The 20181-nt window shown below is 63.1% G+C and carries 21 protein-coding genes and 4 tRNA genes; 12 read left to right on the forward strand and 13 right to left on the reverse strand.

Annotation, left to right across the window (positions count from 1 at the left end; genetic code table 11):
* Nucleotides 1-59 precede the first annotated feature (59 nt).
* The 3 genes from CQ012_RS00235 to CQ012_RS00245 all read right to left on the reverse strand — a co-directional run bounded on the left by CQ012_RS00235 (nucleotide 60) and on the right by CQ012_RS00245 (nucleotide 2054).
* Nucleotides 60-518, reverse strand: a complete 459-nt coding sequence (locus CQ012_RS00235) for a MarR family winged helix-turn-helix transcriptional regulator (RefSeq protein WP_105658053.1) — start codon at nucleotides 516-518, stop codon at nucleotides 60-62.
* Entirely contained in the window at nucleotides 502-1635 is a 1134-nt protein-coding gene (locus tag CQ012_RS00240) for an LLM class flavin-dependent oxidoreductase (protein WP_105661548.1), read from the reverse strand. Before CQ012_RS00240 ends, CQ012_RS00235 begins: the two co-directional genes overlap by 17 nt.
* 185 nt (nucleotides 1636-1820) lie before the next feature.
* Nucleotides 1821-2054 (reverse strand): hypothetical protein, encoded by a 234-nt coding sequence (locus CQ012_RS00245; protein ID WP_105661091.1) that lies wholly within the window; start codon nucleotides 2052-2054, stop codon nucleotides 1821-1823.
* Between the two features lie 87 nt (nucleotides 2055-2141).
* Here CQ012_RS00245 and soxR point away from each other — a divergent pair, with 87 nt between their 5' ends.
* Nucleotides 2142-2651, forward strand: coding sequence for a redox-sensitive transcriptional activator SoxR (gene soxR, locus CQ012_RS00250; protein WP_105661092.1), 510 nt, complete (start codon nucleotides 2142-2144; stop codon nucleotides 2649-2651).
* On the opposite strand, the gene CQ012_RS00255 is transcribed toward soxR, so the two are convergent.
* From CQ012_RS00255 to CQ012_RS00260, 3 genes are read right to left on the reverse strand one after another with little or no spacing between them, the layout of a single operon-like run.
* Nucleotides 2632-3186, reverse strand: coding sequence for a response regulator (locus tag CQ012_RS00255; protein ID WP_286134521.1), 555 nt, complete (start codon nucleotides 3184-3186; stop codon nucleotides 2632-2634). The genes soxR and CQ012_RS00255 overlap by 20 nt on opposite strands.
* Nucleotides 3144-3308, reverse strand: coding sequence for a helix-turn-helix domain-containing protein (locus CQ012_RS17805; RefSeq protein WP_286134522.1), 165 nt, complete (start codon nucleotides 3306-3308; stop codon nucleotides 3144-3146). Before CQ012_RS17805 ends, CQ012_RS00255 begins: the two co-directional genes overlap by 43 nt.
* A 15-nt stretch (nucleotides 3309-3323) precedes the next feature.
* Nucleotides 3324-4673 (reverse strand): sensor histidine kinase, encoded by a 1350-nt coding sequence (locus CQ012_RS00260; RefSeq protein WP_181148974.1) that lies wholly within the window; start codon nucleotides 4671-4673, stop codon nucleotides 3324-3326.
* Between the two features lie 140 nt (nucleotides 4674-4813).
* Between CQ012_RS00260 and CQ012_RS00265 the strand changes: the two genes are divergently transcribed.
* Both CQ012_RS00265 and CQ012_RS00270 read left to right on the forward strand, forming a co-directional pair.
* Nucleotides 4814-5737: an ATP-binding cassette domain-containing protein gene (locus CQ012_RS00265; RefSeq protein WP_105661094.1), complete on the forward strand. Its 924-nt coding sequence runs from the start codon at nucleotides 4814-4816 to the stop codon at nucleotides 5735-5737.
* Nucleotides 5734-6528: an ABC transporter gene (locus CQ012_RS00270; protein WP_105661095.1), complete on the forward strand. Its 795-nt coding sequence runs from the start codon at nucleotides 5734-5736 to the stop codon at nucleotides 6526-6528. Before CQ012_RS00265 ends, CQ012_RS00270 begins: the two co-directional genes overlap by 4 nt.
* Nucleotides 6529-6599: 71 nt before the next feature.
* On the opposite strand, the gene CQ012_RS00275 is transcribed toward CQ012_RS00270, so the two are convergent.
* Genes CQ012_RS00275 through CQ012_RS00285 form a run of 3 tightly spaced genes read right to left on the reverse strand, consistent with a single transcriptional unit; the run spans nucleotide 6600 to nucleotide 7939 of the window.
* Nucleotides 6600-7037, reverse strand: coding sequence for a DoxX family protein (locus CQ012_RS00275; RefSeq protein WP_105661096.1), 438 nt, complete (start codon nucleotides 7035-7037; stop codon nucleotides 6600-6602).
* The gene (locus CQ012_RS00280; protein ID WP_105661097.1) at nucleotides 7030-7452 is read right to left on the reverse strand and encodes an organic hydroperoxide resistance protein; all 423 of its coding nucleotides are present in this window, start codon (nucleotides 7450-7452) and stop codon (nucleotides 7030-7032) included. Before CQ012_RS00280 ends, CQ012_RS00275 begins: the two co-directional genes overlap by 8 nt.
* A 34-nt stretch (nucleotides 7453-7486) precedes the next feature.
* A complete protein-coding gene (locus CQ012_RS00285) occupies nucleotides 7487-7939 on the reverse strand; it encodes a MarR family winged helix-turn-helix transcriptional regulator (protein WP_181148975.1) in 453 nt (150 codons plus the stop codon).
* Between the two features lie 219 nt (nucleotides 7940-8158).
* Here CQ012_RS00285 and CQ012_RS00290 point away from each other — a divergent pair, with 219 nt between their 5' ends.
* The 3 genes from CQ012_RS00290 (at nucleotide 8159) to CQ012_RS00300 (ending at nucleotide 9971) form a co-directional block, all read left to right on the forward strand.
* Nucleotides 8159-8599 (forward strand): DUF6153 family protein, encoded by a 441-nt coding sequence (locus tag CQ012_RS00290; RefSeq protein WP_105661098.1) that lies wholly within the window; start codon nucleotides 8159-8161, stop codon nucleotides 8597-8599.
* Between the two features lie 93 nt (nucleotides 8600-8692).
* Nucleotides 8693-9298 carry a DUF305 domain-containing protein gene (locus tag CQ012_RS00295; RefSeq protein ID WP_105661099.1) on the forward strand — a complete coding sequence of 202 codons (606 nt, stop codon included), beginning with the start codon at nucleotides 8693-8695 and terminating at the stop codon, nucleotides 9296-9298.
* A 34-nt stretch (nucleotides 9299-9332) separates the two neighbouring features.
* The gene (locus CQ012_RS00300) at nucleotides 9333-9971 is read left to right on the forward strand and encodes a CueP family metal-binding protein (protein WP_105661100.1); all 639 of its coding nucleotides are present in this window, start codon (nucleotides 9333-9335) and stop codon (nucleotides 9969-9971) included.
* Nucleotides 9972-10058: 87 nt separating this feature from the next.
* Here CQ012_RS00300 and CQ012_RS00305 read toward each other — a convergent pair whose 3' ends face one another.
* Nucleotides 10059-13406, reverse strand: coding sequence for an efflux RND transporter permease subunit (locus tag CQ012_RS00305; RefSeq protein WP_105661101.1), 3348 nt, complete (start codon nucleotides 13404-13406; stop codon nucleotides 10059-10061).
* A 250-nt stretch (nucleotides 13407-13656) separates the two neighbouring features.
* Here CQ012_RS00305 and CQ012_RS00310 point away from each other — a divergent pair, with 250 nt between their 5' ends.
* The gene (locus CQ012_RS00310) at nucleotides 13657-13935 is read left to right on the forward strand and encodes a hypothetical protein (protein ID WP_105661102.1); all 279 of its coding nucleotides are present in this window, start codon (nucleotides 13657-13659) and stop codon (nucleotides 13933-13935) included.
* 70 nt (nucleotides 13936-14005) lie between these two features.
* Here the strand turns inward: CQ012_RS00310 and CQ012_RS00315 are convergent, their stop codons facing one another.
* The 3 genes from CQ012_RS00315 to CQ012_RS00325 form a co-directional block, all read right to left on the reverse strand.
* Nucleotides 14006-15499, reverse strand: a complete 1494-nt coding sequence (locus tag CQ012_RS00315; RefSeq protein WP_286134275.1) for a malate:quinone oxidoreductase — start codon at nucleotides 15497-15499, stop codon at nucleotides 14006-14008.
* A 72-nt stretch (nucleotides 15500-15571) separates the two neighbouring features.
* Entirely contained in the window at nucleotides 15572-17416 is a 1845-nt protein-coding gene (locus tag CQ012_RS00320) for an ABC transporter substrate-binding protein (RefSeq protein ID WP_181148976.1), read from the reverse strand.
* A 150-nt stretch (nucleotides 17417-17566) separates the two neighbouring features.
* Nucleotides 17567-18499 (reverse strand): 2-hydroxyacid dehydrogenase, encoded by a 933-nt coding sequence (locus CQ012_RS00325; protein ID WP_105658069.1) that lies wholly within the window; start codon nucleotides 18497-18499, stop codon nucleotides 17567-17569.
* Nucleotides 18500-18672: 173 nt separating this feature from the next.
* On the opposite strand from CQ012_RS00325, the gene CQ012_RS00330 reads away from it, so the two are divergent.
* The 5 genes from CQ012_RS00330 to CQ012_RS00350 all read left to right on the forward strand — a co-directional run bounded on the left by CQ012_RS00330 (nucleotide 18673) and on the right by CQ012_RS00350 (nucleotide 20181).
* Nucleotides 18673-18745: transfer RNA gene (locus tag CQ012_RS00330), tRNA-Lys, on the forward strand.
* A 49-nt stretch (nucleotides 18746-18794) separates the two neighbouring features.
* Nucleotides 18795-18867, forward strand: a tRNA-Lys gene (locus CQ012_RS00335).
* Nucleotides 18868-19373: 506 nt separating this feature from the next.
* A tRNA-Lys gene (locus tag CQ012_RS00340) sits at nucleotides 19374-19446 on the forward strand.
* Nucleotides 19447-19512: 66 nt separating this feature from the next.
* The gene (bcp, locus tag CQ012_RS00345; RefSeq protein WP_105661104.1) at nucleotides 19513-20004 is read left to right on the forward strand and encodes a thioredoxin-dependent thiol peroxidase; all 492 of its coding nucleotides are present in this window, start codon (nucleotides 19513-19515) and stop codon (nucleotides 20002-20004) included.
* Nucleotides 20005-20096: 92 nt separating this feature from the next.
* Nucleotides 20097-20181, forward strand: a tRNA-Leu gene (locus CQ012_RS00350).

Genomic DNA, 20181 nt, shown 5'->3' on the forward strand with positions numbered 1-20181 from the left:
AATGCCCGGGAGCCCGGAAGGAGCTGCCTATGGCATGTCCTTCCGGGCTGGGGCAAACGCTACTGCACCGCTTCACGCAGTTTGGTGCTCAAGCGTTCCAACTCATGGAATTCTTCTTCGGTCAGTGCGGTGCCCAGCAAATTGTGCAGATGCTTGACGTGTTCCCTTCCGATTTCCTGCTGGAGCTTGCGGCCTGCCTCGGTCAGCGAGAGCTGCATGGCACGGTGGTCATCCGGGTCGGCCTCGCGAACTACCAGCCCCTGGTCTTCCAATCGGGTGACCATGCGGCTGAGGCTGGGCTGCGAAATCAGCAACTGCTTGTTCAGGTCTACCATCCGGCTTTTGCCGCCGGGGCAGGTGCGCAAGTTGAACAGCACGTCGTACTCGCGCATGGACAGCTTGCCGAACTCCGGCATTGCGGTGATCTGGCGCATGACCGCCACCTGTGCCCGGAAAAGCGCCTCCCAGGCATCGGTGGCGACCTTCAATGAGGCTGCTGGATTACTGGTCCCGGTCACTTGCTACAGGCTCCTTGGTGTTTGCTTGCTCAGCTTCCAGTTTAGCGTCGCGAGCAGCAACCAATCCCGCATGGGTAGGAGCCGGGGTAAGGTCCTTCGGTGCCCGGGAATCCATTTCCTTGCGCAGTTCAGGCAGCACGTACTCGCCGAACAGGTCCAATTGGTTCAGCACGGTCTTCAGCGGCAGGCCGGCATGGTCGATGAGGAACAGCTGGCGCTGGTAGCTGCCGAAGTACTCCTGGAAGGACAGTGTCTTCTCCAGCACCTGCTGCGGGGAGCCAACGGTCAGCGGGGTCTGGGAGGTGAAGTCTTCCAGCGACGGGCCATGGCCGTAGACCGGGGCGTTATCGAAGTACGGGCGGAATTCCTTGACTGCCTGCTGGGAATCCTTGGCCATGTAGAACTGGCCGCCCAGGCCAACCACGGCCTGGTCGGCGCGTCCGTGCCCATAGTGCTCGTAGCGCTCGCGGTATAGGTTGATCAGCTGCTGGTAGTGCTCCTTTGGCCAGAAGATGTTGTTGGCGAAGAAGCCGTCACCGTAGTAGGCGGCGATTTCTGCTACCTGCGGGGTGCGGATCGAGCCGTGCCAGACGAATGGTGCCACGTCATCGAGCGGGCGCGGGGTGGAGGTGAAGTTCTGCAGCGGGGTGCGGAACTTGCCTTCCCAGTTCACCACGTCCTCATCCCACAGGCGGCGCAGCAGGTGGTAGTTCTCCACGGTCAGGTTGACCGAGTCCTGCATGTTCTTGCCGAACCATGGGTAGACCGGCCCGGTGTTGCCGCGGCCCAGAACCAGGTCCACTCGTCCATCTGCCAGGTGCTGGAGCATGGCGAAGTCCTCGGCGATCTTCACCGGGTCATTGGTGGTGATCAGCGTGGTCGTGGTGGAAAGGATGATGCGCTCGGTCTGGGCGGCAATGTAGGCCAGCGTGGTGGTAGGGGAGGAGGAGAAGAACGGGCGGTTGTGGTGCTCGCCGATGGCGTAGACGTCCATGCCGATTTCTTCGACCTTCTTGGCGATCGCCACCGATGCGTCGATGCGCTCTTTTTCGGTAGGGATGCGGCCGGTAGTCGGGTCGCGGGTGATGTCGCTGACTGAGAATACTCCGAATTGCATGTCCACTCCTGTTTTCCTGGTGCAAGCGTTATGTCCTGCCACCAATTTATATGCGTATGCATGTAATAACAAGTTGATGCGTCAAATATTCCCGGGCTCCTCGGAGATCTTTCTTCCTGGGGTGCACCGTCCGGCGGGTGCCCGCCGCACTGCCGGCAACGTGCAACGAGTCAATGGGCAATGAGTCAACGGCGGGTGGGGATGAAACCTGCACCCCAGAACAAGTTGCCTTGCTCGTGGGCCGGTTCCAAAGAGGGCTGCCCTGGCGCGCACCGGCAATTGCGCCTGTGCTTGCGCAACTGGCGCAAAGCCCGTCGCAGCTGGCGCGCAGTCAGCGCGGATCCGGTATCCGTACCGGACTGCTGCTCCTGGATGCGAGCGAGCAGGATGGTGCATGGCGGAATCTGGGTTGCGGTCATGAGTTGGCCTTTCGTAGAAGTTCATACGACAGCCAACAGGCTCCAGCTAACTTGAGGTCAAGCGGCCGGACCTGAATAATTCCTCATATGACATCCTCCAGCCAGTCCGCAGTTCCAACAAGGAAAAGCCAATTAGGCATCGGGGATCTCGCTCGGCGCGCGGGGGTATCAGTGGCGGCGATCAGGTACTACGAGTCGCGGAACCTGATTTTCTCCACGCGGACCAACGGGAACATGCGCGTGTTCCCCAAGCACACGCTGCGCAGGCTGGCGATTATCGCTGCTGGCCAGCGCGTGGGCCTGACCCTGGCTGAAATCGCCGGCACGTTGGGCGAGCTGCCCGAGGACCGGGCGCCACGGCAGAACGAATGGGAACAGCTCAGCATGCATTGGAAGAAGATCATCGATCGCCGCATGCTGCAGCTCGAATCGCTGCGGGATTCGCTGGATGGATGCATCGGCTGCGGATGCCTGTCGATCAAGAATTGCTCGCTGGTCAACCCCGGAGACGAGGCCGCCGCGGAAGGCGAAGGCTCTCGCTGGATCCGCAAACTCGATGCGAACTCCAACCACGGGGTTACCGGCGCCGTGGAGTGACGATTCCGCCCTGATAGGCAATCAGGGCGGCCTCCACGCGGTTGCGGGCACCGAGCTTGAGCAGGATCGCGGTCATATGCCCCTTGACTGTCGCCTCGGTGAGCACCAGCCGGGCGGCAATCTCCGCATTGGACAGGCTCTGGCCCACCAGCGCCAAGACCTCGCGTTCGCGCACGGTCAAGCCGTGGACCAGGGACCGGGCCCGGGACTGCGCGGCGGTGTCGATCCCGCGCACCTTGTCGATCACCCTCCGGGCAATGCGCGGGGAGAGCGCTGCTGCGCCTTCGGCCACCGCGTGGATGGCGCCAAGCAGTTCCTCGGGTCCCGAGCTCTTGAGCATGAATCCGCAGGCTCCGCCGGACATGGCCCGGTCGATGTATTCCTCCTCACCGAAGGTGGTCAGGACCAGCACCTTGGTTTCCGGAGCCTGGCCCAGGATGGCTTCCATGGCTCCCAGTCCGTCGAGCTGCGGCATGCGGATATCCATCAGGATCACCGAGGGGTCCAGGCGCGCGGCCAGTTCGATGGCGCGCACCCGTTCTCCGCTTCCCCGGCAATGAAGATGCCCGGGTCGCTGGACAGGATCGCGCGCAGCCCGGCGCGGATCAGCGCATCGTCATCCACTAGCAGGACGCTGACGGGGGTGTCCATGCTCATCTGCAGTTCCTTTGGCTAGCCGGCGGGGTAGAGGTGGTCGGTGGAAACCAGTACGTTTTCGGTGAAGCACAGGCGGAACATCTCGCTGCCCAGATCCAGCAGCCCGGTCCGGGCCGCATAGTAGCGGCACTGCGCATCCCCTGGCGGTGCCGGCTCGTCGATCACGGGAAGCGGCTCATCCAGGCCCGGGGCGTGGACCAGCGAAGCAACCTGCCGTGCGTCCATGCCCACCGAGAGCTTCTGGAAGTCCGAGGGGTGCGGGGCGGTGGCCTGGTAGGTGGCATGCTGCAACAGCAGCAGGGCCGCGGCAATCACCGTGACGGCGAGGGCCGGCATCAGCACCAGCATCGAGGTGCTCGTGCGCTTCACCGGCGGCTGCACCCCGGCAGGCGCCTGGCGCGGGGATGCCTGGGCAATGGAAGCGCGCAGTTCGAAACGCTCCTTGGTGCGGTGCACCGCCAGCGAGCCTCCGGCAGCTTCGAGGGTGCCGCGCAGCGAAGCTATCCCGGTGGCCCCAACCCGGCTGGGAAGCAGGGGGCCATGCAGCGGATTGGAAATGCTCAGCACCGCCTGCTCCGAGCGCGTATCGAGCTCGAGGTCCACCTCGGCGTGCGGCGCGTACTTCGCCGCATTGGTCAACGCCTCCTGGGCCACCTGGCGCAGCACCGCGGCCCGCCGGATGGACCCGGGAGCCTGGGGCGAGGGGCCCTTCCGGGAGAAATTGATCTTCATGCCCTTGGCCCGGGCCTGTTCGACCAGCTGCTCCAGCGATGAACCTGCCGGGCCCAGCGGCGCTTGTTCGCCGTCCTCGTGCAGCACCCAGATGATCTGGTGCAGATGCTCGATGGACTCATCGGCCTGCTCGCGGATCCGCTTTGCCTGTTCGTAGGCCGGCATGCCCTGTTCCAAGGACACCTGCAGCCCGCCGGTGGACAGCGCCAGCAGCGCCAGATCATGGCCCAGCTGGTCATGCATGGCTTCGGCAATGCGCGCCCTTTCCCGCAGCTCGGCTTGCACCACCACATGCCGGCGCTCCTGGCTGCGGAACAGCACCGCATTGCGCCGCGCCCGGCCCGCCCACCAGGGCAGCAGTGCAAAGAGCACCAGGCCGGTAAGGATATTCAGTGCGAAGGCCAGCAGGCTCAGGTGCGAGGACCATGCCAGCGTCACCCCGGAGGCCAGCGTCCCTGCCCCGAGGGCCAGCAATCCATGGGCCAGCGCGGAAACATGCCGTCCGGCCAGGTAGCTGCAGGCCGCGGCCAGGGGAGCGAGCACAACCCAGGCCCCGTTCGTGGAGATGGGAACCAGGTAGGCGCACAGGGCCAGCAGCAGCAACAGGACCGGCTGCTTCCACGAGGTAGTCATGATCAACATGCTACGCAGAATCGGCGCAGCCAGACACCGACCAAGGTAGGGGTTCGGGGCCGCGCGTTGGCCGACTTCCAGCCGGTGCGCGGCGGCCCGGGCGAATCCTAGGGTTGAGCGCAGAACCAAAGGAGCACACCATGATCGCACTTGAAGCGCTGAGCAAGGACTTCGGCGCCACCCGGGCCGTCAATGCGCTGACCGCCACCATAGAACGCGGGCAGGTGACCGGATTCCTCGGACCCAACGGGGCCGGCAAATCGACCACCATGCGGATGATCCTCGGACTGGACGCGCCCAGCAGCGGGCGGGCACTGGTCAATTCGGTTCCCTACGCGCAGCTGCGCTACCCGCTGCAGGTTCTCGGAGCGCACATCTGCGGCACGGCGGGGCACCCGGGGCACACCCCGCGCACCTTCCTCGCATCCCTGGCGCAAAGCAACCGGATCCCGGCAACCCGGGTGGATGAGGTGCTGGCCGACGTCGGGCTGCAGTCCGTGGGCGCCCAGCGGATCGGCGGATTCTCGCTGGGCATGCGCCAGCGCCTGGGCATCGCCGCGGCGCTGCTGGGCGACCCCGAGATCCTGGTCCTGGACGAGCCGATGAACGGGCTGGACGCCGAAGGGATCGTCTGGATCAGGCAGCTGCTGCGCGCCCGGGCGGATCGCGGCGGGACCGTCTTCGTCTCCAGCCACCTGATGAGCGAGGTGCAGCAGGTCGCGGACCAGCTGATCCTGATCGGCCGCGGAGAGCTGATCGCCCAAGCCCCCACCAGGGAGCTGATCAGGCAATTCACCCAGCAGGTCATTACGGTGCGCTCGCCGCAGCTCGCGGCGCTCGCCGGGCTCCTGCAGCAACAGGGCATCGAGCTGAACACTGCCGAGGACCGGCTGGAGGTCATCGGCCTGCCGCTGGAGAATATCGGCGCGCTGGCCTTCGCCCATGGCATCGAGTTGCATGAACTGAGCGTTGCCCACGGATCGCTGGAAAACGCCTACAACCAATTGACGCATGGCATGGTGGAGTACTCCGCCGAATCAGCTAGGGGAGCGGGAAGCAAATGAGCACGCTGCAGATCAAAGAGTCCGCATCCGGATACCTGGGCGCAGAGCTGCTGGCGGCGGCCCGCGCCGAGGCCGCTAAATTCTTCGGGCTGCGGTCGCTGCTCTGGCTTTATGCCTTGGGAATCGCATTGTCCATCGCCCTGGGGTGGCTGCTGGGTGCCAGTGCGAAAGCCAGCGGGGACAATGGCTTCGACGCGGCGATGCCTGCCCCGCTGATGGTTTTCGCAACCCTGCAATTCGGCCAGTTGTTCTTCGCTGCCGCCGCGGCCCTGCACATCACCAGCGAGTACTCCAGCGGCACCATCACCACCTCCTTGCAAGCGGTACCGCGCCGCGGGCTGCTGCTGGCAGCGAAGGCGCTGCTGCTCTCCGGGCTCGGTTTCGCTGCCGGAGTGGCGTTGATCGGCGTGGGCACCATTCCGGCAGCGCTCAGCGCGGGGCCGTACGGTACCTTCACCTTCTCCGATCTGGTTTCGGCCTGCCTGGGCGCCGGAACCTACCTGGCGCTGCTGAGCTTGATGGTGCTCGGGCTCGGGTTGCTGTGCCGGAACTCGGCCGGGGCAATCGTCTCGGCGATCATGCTGGTCATCGGGCTGCCGCAGATCCTGCAGCTGATTCCTTTCCAGTGGGTGCAGACGGTGGCCGACTACCTGCCCAGCAATGCGGCGACGTTCATGGCCACCGGCGCCACCGAACCCTATGGGCCGGCAGCCGCGCTGCTGGTGCTGGCAGGCTGGGCGGTGGCCCTGCTCGGAGCCGGATATGTTTCGCTGAAGCTGCGCGACGCCTAGCCGCAGGCAGCGCACAGCGGGGTATCGGGCGTGATGCCCGATACCCCGCTGTGCGCACGTGGCTGGCGTTGCTAGGCCTTGGACCGAAGCTGGGCCCGGTCGCGCCATGCGGCGGTGCTCCACAGGGCGAGCGCTACCAGCGCTGGCTGGAAGAAGAGCCGGGCAAGCCGTTTCCCGTCGGTGTCCAGGCCGAACGCATCGCGTCCCTCCTGCCACTGGGCGAGATTGCCGGGGAACACCGCGACGAAGAAGAGCGCGGCGATCCAGCCCACGGCGACCCGCTTCTTGAGCAGCGCCAGCAAGGAAAGTCCCAGGCCGATTTCGGCGACACCGGAAAGGATGACCGTCAGGTCCGGATCCAGCGGGACGAAGTCCGGGACCTGGGCGCGGAATTCCTCGCGGGCAAAGCTCAGGTGGCTGACCCCGGCGAAGCCCAGGAATGCCCCGAGCGCACTCCGTGCACCGTGCCGGGCGATTCCCAGGGGTTTCGCCGCGGGAGACCTAGTCATCGCTGACGCTGACCAGGACATCGATGTTGCCGCGGGTGGCGTTGGAGTAGGGGCAGACCTGGTGGGCCGCGTCAGCCAGTTCCTGGGCCAGCGCAGGTTCCATGCCGGGAATGATGACTTCCAGCTCAACCGAGAGCTTGAACCCGTTCTCTCCCTCGCGGTTCAGGTGGACTCGGCCTCCGACGCTGGAGTCCTCGATCTTGACCTTGCGGCCACGCGCCACCATATTCAATGCCGAGTGGAAGCAGGCGGCGTAGCCCGCGGCGAACAGCTGTTCCGGGTTGGTACCGGCTCCCGAACCGCCCAGTTCTGCCGGGGAGGCCAGGGCCAGATCGAGCTTGCCGTCCGGGGTCTGGACGCGGCCTTCGCGGCCTTGGCCGGTGGACAGGGATTCAGCGGTGTACAGGGTTTCCATGAAACTGCCTTTCGATGAGGGGGAAATCTGGTAGCTATTGTCCGGAGGCTTGGTCCGGAGCGGGGATTTGCTGCATGGAGGCGGTGATGCGGTGCAGGGATGCCAGCAGCTCTTTGGCGTTTTCCATATCCGACAACCCGGTGCCGCAGGCAATCTGCGCCGGGATATGCGCCAGTTCCTTGCGCAGGGATACGCCAGCGGGGGTCAGGCGGACGTTGACGACGCGGCTGTCCTGGTCATCGCGTTGGCGTTCGATGAAGTCCTTTTGTTCCAGCCGGCGCAGCAGCGGGGACAGGGTCCCGGAGTCCAGCTGGAGCATCTCGCCGATTTCGCGCACCGGCTTATCGCCTTCGGACCACAGTGCGACAAGCACCAGGTACTGGGTGTAAGTCAGCTGCCAAGGGGCGAGCAGCTCGGTATATGCGCGGGTGGTGGCCCGGCTGGCCGAGTAGAGGGAGAAGCACACCATGTCGTCAACTATTGCCATGGAATAATGATTGCACGCAATTCAATTGTGCGCAACTTAAATTATCGATTCGCCAGGCGTGGCGCTGCGCGGACCGCAGGACGGGGGCTTTGAATTCGAGCCGGACCGGCACTGGAATCGGGGGACAGTGACGGGCCGGAGCACCGGCAGGGATCTTGTCCCGCCGGCTGATGGGGGCATGTTTCGCGCCCTTGCGTTGGCGTCGCTAAGCTGGGATCCATGAGCATCGGCAACTACCTGGCGAAGGCCGGAGGGCGCACCTGCCCCCGCCTGGCGGTAGTCCGCTCGCTGCTGCTGATCAGCGCGGTGCTTTTCGGCTTGTTCTCGATGCATGTGATGCATCATGGAGCCTCGGCGCAATCCCCGGCCCCAGCCCCGGTCGCGCAGGCGCATCCGGCTCACACCCAGCCCGCGCACCATGCTCCGCCAGCCGATGCGGGCGGCGGGGAGCAGGGCTGTACCGACTGCCCGATGGGCCATGAGATGGCCGCCGCCGGTTGCGTCTTGGCGTTGCTGGCCATGCTGCTGTTCCTGCAGCCGCCGCAGACCGTAGCCGTTCTCCGGGCGGTGTTCCCGCTGACCTTGTGCGTGGCATCGGAACTGCGGGGGATCGCGCCGGATAAACCTGATCTGGTTGCGTTGGGGATCTGCCGAACGTGAGAACTTGGCCGGTCGATGCACTGGCCTCCAGCTAGTTCCAGCGCCGCCGCAGGCGTACGCCGCTCACGTTCCAGATCCACTAGGAGAATCACCATGAACAAGCAGACCCTCATTTCCAGCGCCCTCGTACTGGGTGCAACGCTCGCCCTCGCCGGATGCGCAGGGGAACCAGCAAGCACCGAGGCGCCGAGCGCCTCGGCCTCCGGTTCGCATTCCGGGCATTCCATGGACCAGTCCGCGTCGGCCAACGACGCCGATATGGCCTTCGCCGCGGGCATGAAGGTGCACCACGAACAGGCGATCGAGATGTCCGGCATCCTGCTGGGCAAATCCGGGATTCCCGCCGAGGTGGCATCCCTGGCCGAAAGGATCCAGGCTGCGCAAGGCCCGGAGATCGAACGCATGGACCGCTGGCTTTCCGAGTGGAATATGTCCGGCGGGATGGATCACGGGAGTATGGACCACGGCGACGGGATGGTCCCGGAAGAGGGGATCAAGGCGCTGGAAGACGCGACCGGCTCCGACGCTGCCCGGCTCTTTCTCGAGCAGATGATCATGCACCACGAAGGCGCCGTGGAGATGTCCAAGACCGAGATCAGCGAGGGAAGCTACCCGGCGGCCCTCGACCTGGCCCAGCAGATCGTTGATTCCCAGACCAGGGAAATCAATGAGATGAAGCAGCTGCTTGAGACGCTGTAGCCCGGAATTGGAGACAGGAAGGTTGGGAGTGGCCATGTCTGGAATATTTGCCGGCGGCAAGAGCTACCGTGCCCGCATTGCGGCCACGGGCGCCGGTTCGCTGCTCGCGCTGGCCGTGCTGGCCGGATGCAGCACCGCTGCGGCACCCGTTGCGCAGCCCGAGCCTACGGTGGTTGCAGCAGAGGACACCGGTCAGTTCCTCGCCGACCTTGGACTGGAAGGACTCGACGCCAAGGCGGCCATCGACCGGCTCGATCGCTTGCCACAGGAGCAGCGGCCGGAGAACTTCACTGCCATGGTGCAGCCAACGCAGCTGGTGCTGGCCGATGCGTCGGGACGCACCGCGAACCTGCCGCTGCCGGAAGGCCAGTACTATCTTTCGGCCGCGCCCTATGTGGACCAGACGCACAGCTGCCATTTCCATAGCCTCACCACCTGCCTTGGGCAGCTGCAAGGCAAGGAAGTGGGGGTCAAGGCCGTGAACGCCGAGACCGGGGAGGTGCTGGTGGACCAGGGCATGGAAACCTTCGACAACGGATTCATCGGCCTCTGGGTTCCGCGGGGAATCACGGTGGACCTTGAATTCATCTACCAGGGGAAGAGCGCCAAGACCACGGTGTCCACCGCCGGGCAGTCCAGCGCAACCTGCCTGACGGAGCTGCGGCTGGTCTAGGGCCAGCGGCCGCGGACAGCGCGCAAACGGACTCGGGCCTGCAACCACGAAGGTGGTTGCAGGCCCGAGTCATGGCGTCGCCAAAGCCTAGTCGTTGGGCTTGGGCGGTGCCTGCTTCATCAGCTCTTCGAAGGCCCGGCGTTCCTTGCGCGAGACCGGGATCTGGCCGGTCAACGGGTTGACGACCTGGCCAGCGGCTTCGGCAGGCGCGGGCTTAGCCGCGGGGCTCTTCCCGGCATCTGCGGTCTTCGAGGCCTCCGTGGCCGCGGCTTCTGGCGCAGCGCCCGGAACGATCTTGGCGCTGGCGCTGTCCATCGCCCGGGACAGGTCCTGGGCAGCGATATGCTGCTGCGCCGAATGCTTGCGCGCGCGGCGGGCCTTGGCGTTCTTCTCCTTGCGGGACTCGACCAAGCGGTAGAGCACCGGCACCAGGATCAAGGTGAGCACGGTGGACGAGACCAGGCCGCCGATCACCACCACGGCCAGCGGCTGGGAGATGAATCCGGACTGGCCGGTCAGGCCCAGGCCCATCGGCACCAGCGCGAAGATGGTAGCCAGGGCGGTCATCAGGATCGGGCGCAGGCGCTGGCGGGCGCCGTGCATGATGGCATCCTCCAGGGACATGGCCGGTCGCTCGGCGCTGTCCTGGCGGTACTGGTTGATCAAGTCGATCAGCACAATCGCGTTGGTCACCACGATGCCCACCAGCATCAGCATGCCGATCAGCGAAGGCAAACCCAGCGGGATCCCCGAGATCAGCAGCAGGCCGATAGCGCCGGTCGCCGCGAAGGGAATCGAGACCAGCAGGATCAGCGGCTGGATCAGCGACTTGAAGGTGGCCACCATGATCACGTAGACAATCGCGATGGCTGCCAGCAGCGCCAGGTACAGCTGGTTGAAGGACTCGGCCTGCTCGGTTGCCGCGCCGCCGATCTCCGCGGTGGCGCCCTCGGGCAGCTGCACCGAGTCCAGGCTCGCGGCGACGTCCTTGGACACCTCTCCGAGCATGTTCTCCACCGGAGCCAGGGTGACCGTAGCGATACGCTCGCCGTTGGAGGTGGTGACCTGCTGGACCACCTTGGCACGCTCAACGGTGGCCAGATCCTGCAGTTCCCTGATGCCGGTGGCGGTAGGGATCTGCAGCTCGCGCAGCTTCGCCAGGCTGTCCAGATCCATCCCCTCGCCGATCTGCACCGTCATGTCGGTGTAGTCCAGGCGCAAGGTGCCTGCCGGAACAGGGGAGACCTGCGAAGCGACCATGCCAGCGAGCTGAGTCTCGGTCAATCCCGCCTCGGCAGCCTTCTGCGCATCGATATCGATGGACACCTGCTCGCGTTCGGCAGAGAGGTTATCGGAGATTTCGGTGACGTTCGCGGTACCTTCCAGTGCTTCGCGCATCGTGGAGGTCGCCTCGCGCAGGATCCCCTCGTCCGGGGCCTTGATCTCGATGGTGACATCGCTGGACATCATGGCCGAGGAGTTCGAGCCGAAGCTCAGGTCCAGGTCCTCGGCCAGGTCCAGGCCTTCCACCTGCTCGCGAACCGTGTTCGTCAGCGCTTCCTGGTCGGCATCGGCATCGGTGATCACGGTGAAGCTTGCGGTATCCGAGCCGGAGGAGAACATGGCAGCCATGCCGCTGGCGGTGCCCACGGTCAGCTGGACATCTTCGATTCCCTCGATATCAGCGAGCCCGGTCTCGATCTTTGCCGCTTGCTTTTCGGTGGTTTCCATGGAGGTGCCCGAAGGCATCTTGGCGGTGATGGAAATGGAGTTCTCGCCGGTGGAGCCCAGCAGGTTGGTGTTCAGCAGCGGGGTCATGGCCACGGTGCCGGCAAGAACCAGCACCGATGCCAGCAAGGTGATGACCGGGTGCTTCTGGGTCCCCTCCAGCACCGGAATGTAGGCACGCTGCAACCACGACTTGTCTTCGGCCACATGCACGGTATGGGTTTCGCCGCTGCCCGGGCGGTGCGGCAGGAACCAGTACGCCAGTACCGGAACAATGGTCAGCGATACCAGCAGCGACGCCAGCAGCGCGATGGTCATGGTCAGCGCGAACGGGCTGAACAGTTCGCCGGCCATGCCGCCCACCAGGGCGATCGGCAAGAAGACCGCCACGGTGGTCAGGGTCGCCGCGGTAATGGCGCCGGCCACTTCCTTGACCGCCAGCAGGATCGACTGAGCCTTGGATTCGCCATGGGACAGGTGGCGCTTGATGTTCTCGATCACCACAATCGAGTCATCCACCACGCGGCCAATGGAAATGGTCAATGCGCCCAAGGTGAGCATGTTCAGCGTGTATCCAAAGGCATTCATCCCGATGAAGGTGGCCATCAGGGACAGCGGGATGGAGATCGCGGTGACCAGGGTGGAGCGTACCGAGAACAGGAACACCAAGATGATGATTACCGCGAAGCCCAGGCCCAGGGCGCCTTCCAGCGCCAGGTGCTTGATCGAGTCCTCGATGAAGGGTGCCTGGTCGAAGATCGTGGTCAAGGTGGCCTTGTGGCCCAGCTCTGACTCCAGCTCGGCAAGCATTGCGGTGACCGCGTGCGAAATGGCTACCGTGTCTCCATCGGGAGTCTTGGTGACCTGGATGGACAGGGTCTCCTCGCCGTTGGTGCGGGTAATGCTGGTGGCCTCATCGGCCTTGACGGAGACCTCGGCGACGTCCTTGAGCAGCACCGGACCGCCATCGGTGACCAGCGGGATCTCCTTGATGGCCTCCAAACTGTCCGGGGTGGAGCCGGCGATGACCGGCAGTTCCAGGCCATCGACGTCCATGTTGCCAATGGGCATGGGGGAGCCGGCGTTCTCGATGCCGTCCTTCAGATCCGTGACGGCCAAGCCGGCATCGCGCATCTGGTCGTCTTTCGGGATCACCGCAATGTGCTGGGAGGCGCCACCGGAGACCGAGGCCTCGCGGACCCCCTCGATCTTCTGCAGCTTGGGCAGGGTCAGGCGCTCCACGTCGTCGTTGAGCGCTTCCAGGGACTGGTCCGAGGAGACGGCCAGGGCCAGGACCGGGAAGTCCGCGATGGAGCCGGCGAAGGCGGTAGGCTCGACATCCTCGGGAAGCTGGGCCTTGGAATTGGCAATGGCCCGTTCCACCTGGGTCCGGGCACGGTCCATGTCCGTGCCGTATTCGAAGGTCAGCGAGATGCGGGTGAAGCCGGTCTGCGAGGTAGCGGTGGAGGATTCCAGGCCCTCAACTGCCTGCAAAGCGGTTTCCAGCGGTTCGGCCACCTGCTCGTCGATCACCTCGGGGCTGGAGCCCATTTGGGTTGCCATGACCGAGATCTGGGGGAATTCCAGGGCGGGGATCAGCTCCTGCTTGAGCGATCCCATGGAAATCACGCCGAAGACGGCGGCGAAAACCGTGATGAGCGCAATGAGCGCCCGGTTTTTCAATGACAAGATGGCCAAGCGCTGCATGCGGGTGTGGTCCTAGCTGTGTCGCAGTGGGAGGGGCTGATCTCAACTTTAGTTGGTTGCCATTGCTCAACAGTCACCGGGAGATGTAAAGCACGCAAAATCATCCCAATGGATTACCCCGAAGCTGCCTGGGGCCCGCCCGCCCGCACGTGCCCATGCTGCCGATGGCGCGGCGCGCGCAGCGCTGCTGGAGCGCCTGCCCGATTCTTAGGGAAGGCGGTGGCTGGTGGCCGCATGGAATACTGGGGACATGAGTCTGCAGATGCCGATTGCGGTGCAAGCCACCGCGCAGCAAGGGATCCGGCGGCTAATCAGGATCCGGTACCGCTATTTCAGCTACGCCCTGCGCTACGCCGACGGGCGGGAAGTCTCCGGCCTGGGCTGGGCCGAGGCCGATAAATTGCTGCAAGGGCACCGGTATCCCGCCGATGCCTCGTGCACGCGCCACGGCGCCGAACGCCATTGCCCCGACCTTGGCGCCGGTGCCTGGGTGGACTACCCCTACGGCGAGCCGCTGGACCGGCCATAGCCCGACCAGTGCCCGAATACGCGAGAACCGCCCACCAAAGCTGGTGGGCGGTTCTCATTGTGCTTGGTGCCTACAGTCCCAGGGACTTGTCGGTGGCTGCCTTGACCTCAGCGTAGAGTGCTGGGTTCTCGTTCAGCTTCTGGCCGTAGGAAGGAATCATGTCCTTGAGCTTCGACTCCCAGCCTGCGAACTGCTTGGGGAAGCAGCGCGACAGCAGCCCGACCATGATCGGGGTAGCGGTCGAAGCGCCTGGCGAAGCGCCGAGCAGGCCGGAGATCGAGCCGTCCGAGGAGGTGATGACCTCGGTGCCGAACTGCAGCACGCCGCCCTTCTTGGCATCCTTCTTGATGACCTGCACGCGCTGGCCAGCGGTGATCAGCTCCCACTTGGAACCATCTGCATCCGGGAAGTACTCGGCCAGCGCCTCGTCCTTCTTGGAGCGGGACTTGAGAACTTCCTTGATCAGGTAAGTGGTCAGATCCAGGTTGTCCTTGCCTACAGCCAGCATCGGGATGATGTTGTGCGGACGCAGGGACAACGGGAGATCCAGCTGGCCGGTGGACTTCAGGAAGTTCATCGAGAAGCCGGCGTAGGGGCCGAACATCAGCGAGCGCTTGCCGTCGACAAAGCGGGTATCCAGGTGCGGTACCGACATGGGAGGAGCGCCCACCGAAGCCTGGCCGTAGACCTTGGCGTGGTGCTGGTTGATGACGGTCTCATCGGTGCAGCGCAGGAACTGACCGGAGACCGGGAAGCCGCCGAAGCCCTTGATCTCGTCGATGCCGGCCTTCTGCAGCAGCGGCAGTGCGCCACCGCCGGCACCGACGAACACGAACTTGGCCTTGACGTTCTTGACTGCGCCCGAAGCGTTGTCCTTGACGCTCAGTTCCCAGCCGGCGCCCGAACGCTTGATGCCCTTGACCTTGTGGCCGTAGTTCACCGAGGCGCCAGCGGCGCCCAGCGAGTCGGTCAGGTCCCGGGTCAGGCGGCCGAAGTCGACATCGGTACCGGAGGCAACGCGGGATGCGGCAACCTTCTGCGAGGCATCGCGGCCCTTGGCCACCAGCGGGGTCCACTGGTTGATGGTGTCCAGGTCGTTGGTGATTTCCAGTTCCTCGAACAACGCATTGGGCTTCAGTGCCTCGTAGCGGGTCTGCAGGTACTTGGAGTGGTCCTCGCCGATGACGAAGGACATATGCGGCAGGGCGTTGATGAAGCTGTTGTCGGCAACGCGGTTGTTCTCGACGGCCCACGAGTAGAACTGGCGGGAAACCTGGAACTGCTCGTTGATGCCAATGGCCTTGGCCGGATCGACCGATCCGTCAGCCTTGGCAGCGGTGTAGTTCAATTCGCACAGTGCCGAGTGGCCGGTACCTGCGTTGTTCCAAGGGGAGGAGGATTCCTGCCCGGCCTTGTCCAGGTTCTCGAAAAGACCAATGGACCAGGTTGGTTCCAGCTGGTTGATCATGGTGCCAAGGGTGGCACTCATGATGCCGGCACCGATTAGTACTACGTCAAAAGATTCGGTTGACGTTTCAGAAGGCACGAGGATCTCCATCGACAGTGATACTTTGCTCTCTCCCAGAGTAGACCTATATCCCCGGGGGTTAGAAATCGTTAACTGGGTTAACGGTCACTAACTTGAGATAGACGGCGAGTTTGCCATCTGCACATCCGCGTAGCACTCATTGAGCATCGGCGAGGGCGGATAGAAGGTGACGTTGCCGTTAAACGCCAGCGCAGAGATCGGAAAGACCAGTGGGAGCGCGGGCAGATCCGCGTTCAGGGTCTTGAGGATATCGGCATAGGCGGCGGTCCGTTCCTCCCCGGAAGGGATGGAACGGGCCAGCATGATCTGTGAGTCAAGTAACGTCGAGGTGTATCCGAACTCATTCTCCTTGGCCGCCAAAATGCCGGAAAGGAAGTCGTCTGCCGAACGGTAGCCGCCGGAGAAGCCCAGCAGGTGCAGTCCCTCGAAGTCCTTGGACTGCACGGTCTGCACGTAGCCGTCGGTCCATGCAATCGGGCGCGGCTTGATGCGGATCCCCACTGCGGCGAGGTCCTCGGCGATCTGCGCGAAAGTGCGTTCAGGCAGCGGCAGGTAGTTGCGCGAAACCTGCAGCGGGTAGGCGAACTCGATCTGTTCGCCCTTGTAACCCAACTCGGCCAGCAAGGTCTTGGCCTTCGACGCATCGTGGTTCGGCGTATCTTCCGGTGCCGGAATGCTCAAGGCAGAGGGCAAGAGGGTCGAAGCGTGCTTGGACCCTTGCAGGAACAGCTTCTCAGCCAGCGAGCTGCGGTTGACCGCGTGCGCAATGGCCATGCGGAATTCCGGCTTGGCCAGCCACTTATTGCGCTGGTTCATGCCGAGGTAGAGCACGGAGAAGGGATCGCGCTGGACAACCACCTTGGCATTGCGCACCAGGGTGCGCATGATGTCCACCGAGACCATGTCGAAGCCGTCGATTTCATCGGCCAGCAGCGCGCCTTCGCGGTTGTAGGGCGAAGGAACAGCAGAGATCAGCGCAACCTCGGGATGCGCGGTGTTATTGGACAGCCGCGGTTGATTCCAATAGTCCTTGAAGATCTCCAGACGCACCACATTGTCCTCATGGGAAACGAAAGTGTATGGCCCGGTACCCACCGGGTGGGTGGAGAGCGACTCGGCCGGGTTCTGCCCGGGACCGCCGGTCAACGCGCTGGGCGCGGCAATGGCCATGCCCGGCAACGTCAGCGCTTCGATCAGCCCTGGCAGCCGGCGGCGCAGATTCAAGGCGACCAGGTACTTGCCGGTTGCCTTGACTGATTCGAAATAGCTTGCGGAACCGGCTGCGGACTTGCCCTCGAAGAGCTTGGTGTCGAACTTCTTGGTCAGCTCTTCAAGCTGCTTGGTGCGCAGCTGCTGGGTGGCCAGTTCCTCTTCGCTGGCGTCGGCAGCGCTCTTGAACTCTTCTTCAAGTTCCTTAGCCGTTGGAAGCTTGGGGATGTCGCTGTCGAAGTGGAAAACATTGGCAAAGCCCTGGCTGGATGAAGCGCGCAGCTGCGGAGACAAGTTTTCCCAGCGGTTGAAGTTGGCGACAACTGCTTCTGCGGTCAATTCGGTGCCGTCGTGGAAGAGCACGCCTTCGCGCAGGGTGAAGGTGTAGCGCAAGCCATCAGGGCTTTCGGTCCAGGATTCGGCCAGGCCCGCTACGGCGCCACCGGTATCGGGATCGATATCGACCAGCGTCTCGTACACCTGGCGGGTGATCCGGAAGGATTCGTTATCCGCCACGATGGCCGGATCGAGCTTGACCGGGGGAGCGGCTGCTGCCAGGCGCAGGGTCCGGGGAATGCGCGGCGCACTGGCCGAGGCTGAGGGCGAAGCGGAAGCCGCGGGCCCTGGCTTTCCGGTGCAGGCGGTCAGTGCCAGTGCGGTAGTCGCCAATGTACCGGTCAGCAATGCGCGTCGTGATACGAGTTTCAATGGCAATTCGGGCACTGGGATGACTCATCTTCCTATGGCAGGCGGTACTGCTTCGCGCAGGGAACAAGCAAGTAAATGTGCGCAAAGGTATTTATCAAAGATAGCGCACCACGGCCACGGCTCCGGGAGCCAAAACTCCCGGAGCCGTCAACTGTCGCTAAATTGTTAGCTGCGGTGCACGAGGTTCTCGCCGTCGTTGCCCGCGGCCCAGGCCTGCACCTGCTTCTTGAGCAACTTCACCATGCGCGGGAAGAACGCCTTGGTGTTGCCGCCGTTGTGGGGAATGACCAAGGCATTAGGGTGCTGCCACAATGGGTGATCGGACGGCAGGGGTTCTGGATCGAATACATCCGATGCCATATTCAAGCGGCCCGAAGCGACTTCTGCCACGATTGCCTCGGTATCCACCACCGGGCCGCGAGCGACGTTGACCACGGTTGCACCGTCGGGAAGCTGGGCCAGCAGATCAGCGTCAACCAGATGATGGGTGGAATCGTTGAGCGGCACGATCAGGATCAGCACTTCGATCTCCGCCGCGCGCGCTGCGAGATCAGAAGTTGCGAAGACCTCGCCATGCTCATCGGTGCGGGCCGTGGAGCCGAAGCGCAGGAGGTTGACCTCGAAGGGCTCCAGGCGCTTGCGGATCTCTTCGCCGATGCCGCCCACGCCAACCAATGCCACCGTCCGATCAGCCAAGCCGGGCCACTGCTGGGGATTCCATCGGCCCTGCTGCTGATCTCGGACCGCGTGCGGGTAGCCGCGCAGGGATGCGATGGCCAGGCCGATGGCCATCTCGGCGGTAGCCGCCGCGTGGACGCCGGCCGCGGTATTGATATCTGCGCGATCGCCAATCAGGTCAACCATTCCGTCGAAGCCGGTGGTCTGCGTCTGGACGATCTTGACGTTCGGTGCCTTGCGGATGTTCTTCAGCGTCTGGGGATTCGACATATAGGGAAGAATGGCAATGTCGATTTCTTCCAGCGCAGTTCCGGGGGTGCTCTCCAGGTCCCAGAGCACAGCTTTGAGGTTTTCCGGGATCGGACCGACCGCATCAATCAGATCTTGTGTCGGGAATGAAATCGTTCGTTGGGTGCTCATGGAAACACTGTACAAACCCCATCCGCGCTTTGGTAGTAACCCCTAGTCATGTCCTGTAATGAAGGTCACCGCAGAATACTGGCCCCCGAATTTGCGCTGAGGGAAATTGCTGGTAAAGTTTTATCTCGTTGCGAAAGCGCGAAGCCCGAAAAGCTTCTAGAACATCGCAGCGGGCGCCTCTAGCTCAATTGGCAGAGCAAATGACTCTTAATCATTAGGTTCCGGGTTCAAGTCCCGGGGGGCGCACGAACAATTTGTTCGGTTCACCAGACAACTTGTTTTCATAAATAAATACGCGCTTTTAGCTCAATTGGTAGAGCAAATGACTCTTAATCATTAGGTTCCGGGTTCGAGTCCCGGAGGGCGCACAAAACAAAGGTCAGGCTTCGGTCTGGCCTTTTTTGTTTGTCCCGGTGGACCAGCCAGCGCTTGACGCGGAACCACTTTGGCCTGTGGTCGCCGGTAGGCTGGCCCGCGCCGGAGCCGGGAGGGGATCGGGGAAAGGATTCGAGGCCACTGGCGGGAAATTGACCGGCTGGCGGCTGGTCCTTCGGGCGACGCCGCATTGCGGTTTCGTGGAAATCATTGCTGCAGGTGCGCCCGGAGTGCTGTGCGGACCGGAGCCGAGCGGGAGTGCTGGCCGCGAGTGGCAAATCCCGGATTTGCCCCGCCGGTGGATAGTGAGGTCCGGATCGGAAAACTATGTGTGTTTTAGATTACTTTCAAGCCGGACAAATGTGATATCATTAATCTGACTTGGACTTTTATGTTCTCAGGTCGGGTACTGGCCGATTTTTGCTTTCGCATCATTTCTGCCTATGATTGTCTACGTCGCAAAGATGAGTTCTGAAAAAGAACTAGTCAGAGCGAGGAAGCGCTTTTAGCTCAATTGGTAGAGCAAATGACTCTTAATCATTAGGTTCCGGGTTCGAGTCCCGGAGGGCGCACAGTAGATCCGATCTGATTCGTCAGGTCGGATTTTTTGTATACCGCAAAGAAAAGAGGATCAGCTCATGAGTGCTTCCGAAAAGACGAACCGTCTGTCCATCGGTGACCAGGCCCCTGATTTCACCTTGCAGGACGCTGCTGGCAAGTCTGTTGCCTTGGCCGATTACCGCGGCAAGAAGACCATCGTGTACTTCTACCCAGCCGCATCCACCCCGGGCTGCACGAAGCAGGCCTGCGATTTCCGTGATTCGCTCGAATCCTTGCAGTCCCTGGGGTACGCAGTTCTGGGCATTTCCCCGGACAAGACCGCCAAGCTGGAAAAATTTGTCGCCAAGGAAGAACTGAACTTCCCGCTGCTCTCCGACGAGGACCACGCAGTAGCTGAAGCCTACGGCGCCTGGGGAGAAAAGAAGAACTACGGCAAGGTCTACGAGGGCCTGATCCGCTCCACAATCGTGCTCGATGAAGAGGGCAAAATCGCGCTGGCGCAGTACAACGTTCGCGCCACCGGCCATGTAGCCAAGCTGCGCCGTGACTTGGGCATTGATCCCAAGTAGACCCCTTGTTTGGCTGATTTCATATCAGGCAGAACTTCCGCTACACTAAATGAGGTCGCCTTCGAGGAAACAGTGTTTCCGGTGTAGCGCTAGCGAGTATGGCGGAATTGGTAGACGCGCTGGATTTAGGTTCCAGTGTCTTCGGACGTGAGAGTTCAAGTCTCTCTACTCGCACCA

Origin of the sequence: Arthrobacter sp. MYb214, from assembly GCF_002979865.1 — a bacterium.
In the GTDB taxonomy this organism is placed as follows: Bacteria; Actinomycetota; Actinomycetes; order Actinomycetales; family Micrococcaceae; genus Glutamicibacter.

What these genes read in the sequence shown, in the direction of transcription:
- CQ012_RS00240 (WP_105661548.1), bottom strand. Translation starts at nt 1,635, where the DNA reads ATGCAATTCGGAGTATTCTCAGTCAGCGACATCACCCGCGACCCGACT.
- CQ012_RS00245 (WP_105661091.1), bottom strand. Translation starts at nt 2,054, where the DNA reads ATGACCGCAACCCAGATTCCGCCATGCACCATCCTGCTCGCTCGCATC.
- soxR (WP_105661092.1), top strand. Translation starts at nt 2,142, where the DNA reads ATGACATCCTCCAGCCAGTCCGCAGTTCCAACAAGGAAAAGCCAATTA.
- CQ012_RS17805 (WP_286134522.1), bottom strand. Translation starts at nt 3,308, where the DNA reads ATGAGCATGGACACCCCCGTCAGCGTCCTGCTAGTGGATGACGATGCG.
- CQ012_RS00260 (WP_181148974.1), bottom strand. Translation starts at nt 4,673, where the DNA reads ATGACTACCTCGTGGAAGCAGCCGGTCCTGTTGCTGCTGCTGGCCCTG.
- CQ012_RS00265 (WP_105661094.1), top strand. Translation starts at nt 4,814, where the DNA reads ATGATCGCACTTGAAGCGCTGAGCAAGGACTTCGGCGCCACCCGGGCC.
- CQ012_RS00270 (WP_105661095.1), top strand. Translation starts at nt 5,734, where the DNA reads ATGAGCACGCTGCAGATCAAAGAGTCCGCATCCGGATACCTGGGCGCA.
- CQ012_RS00275 (WP_105661096.1), bottom strand. Translation starts at nt 7,037, where the DNA reads ATGACTAGGTCTCCCGCGGCGAAACCCCTGGGAATCGCCCGGCACGGT.
- CQ012_RS00280 (WP_105661097.1), bottom strand. Translation starts at nt 7,452, where the DNA reads ATGGAAACCCTGTACACCGCTGAATCCCTGTCCACCGGCCAAGGCCGC.
- CQ012_RS00285 (WP_181148975.1), bottom strand. Translation starts at nt 7,939, where the DNA reads ATGGCAATAGTTGACGACATGGTGTGCTTCTCCCTCTACTCGGCCAGC.
- CQ012_RS00290 (WP_105661098.1), top strand. Translation starts at nt 8,159, where the DNA reads ATGAGCATCGGCAACTACCTGGCGAAGGCCGGAGGGCGCACCTGCCCC.
- CQ012_RS00295 (WP_105661099.1), top strand. Translation starts at nt 8,693, where the DNA reads ATGAACAAGCAGACCCTCATTTCCAGCGCCCTCGTACTGGGTGCAACG.
- CQ012_RS00300 (WP_105661100.1), top strand. Translation starts at nt 9,333, where the DNA reads ATGTCTGGAATATTTGCCGGCGGCAAGAGCTACCGTGCCCGCATTGCG.
- CQ012_RS00305 (WP_105661101.1), bottom strand. Translation starts at nt 13,406, where the DNA reads ATGCAGCGCTTGGCCATCTTGTCATTGAAAAACCGGGCGCTCATTGCG.
- CQ012_RS00310 (WP_105661102.1), top strand. Translation starts at nt 13,657, where the DNA reads ATGAGTCTGCAGATGCCGATTGCGGTGCAAGCCACCGCGCAGCAAGGG.
- CQ012_RS00325 (WP_105658069.1), bottom strand. Translation starts at nt 18,499, where the DNA reads ATGAGCACCCAACGAACGATTTCATTCCCGACACAAGATCTGATTGAT.
- bcp (WP_105661104.1), top strand. Translation starts at nt 19,513, where the DNA reads ATGAGTGCTTCCGAAAAGACGAACCGTCTGTCCATCGGTGACCAGGCC.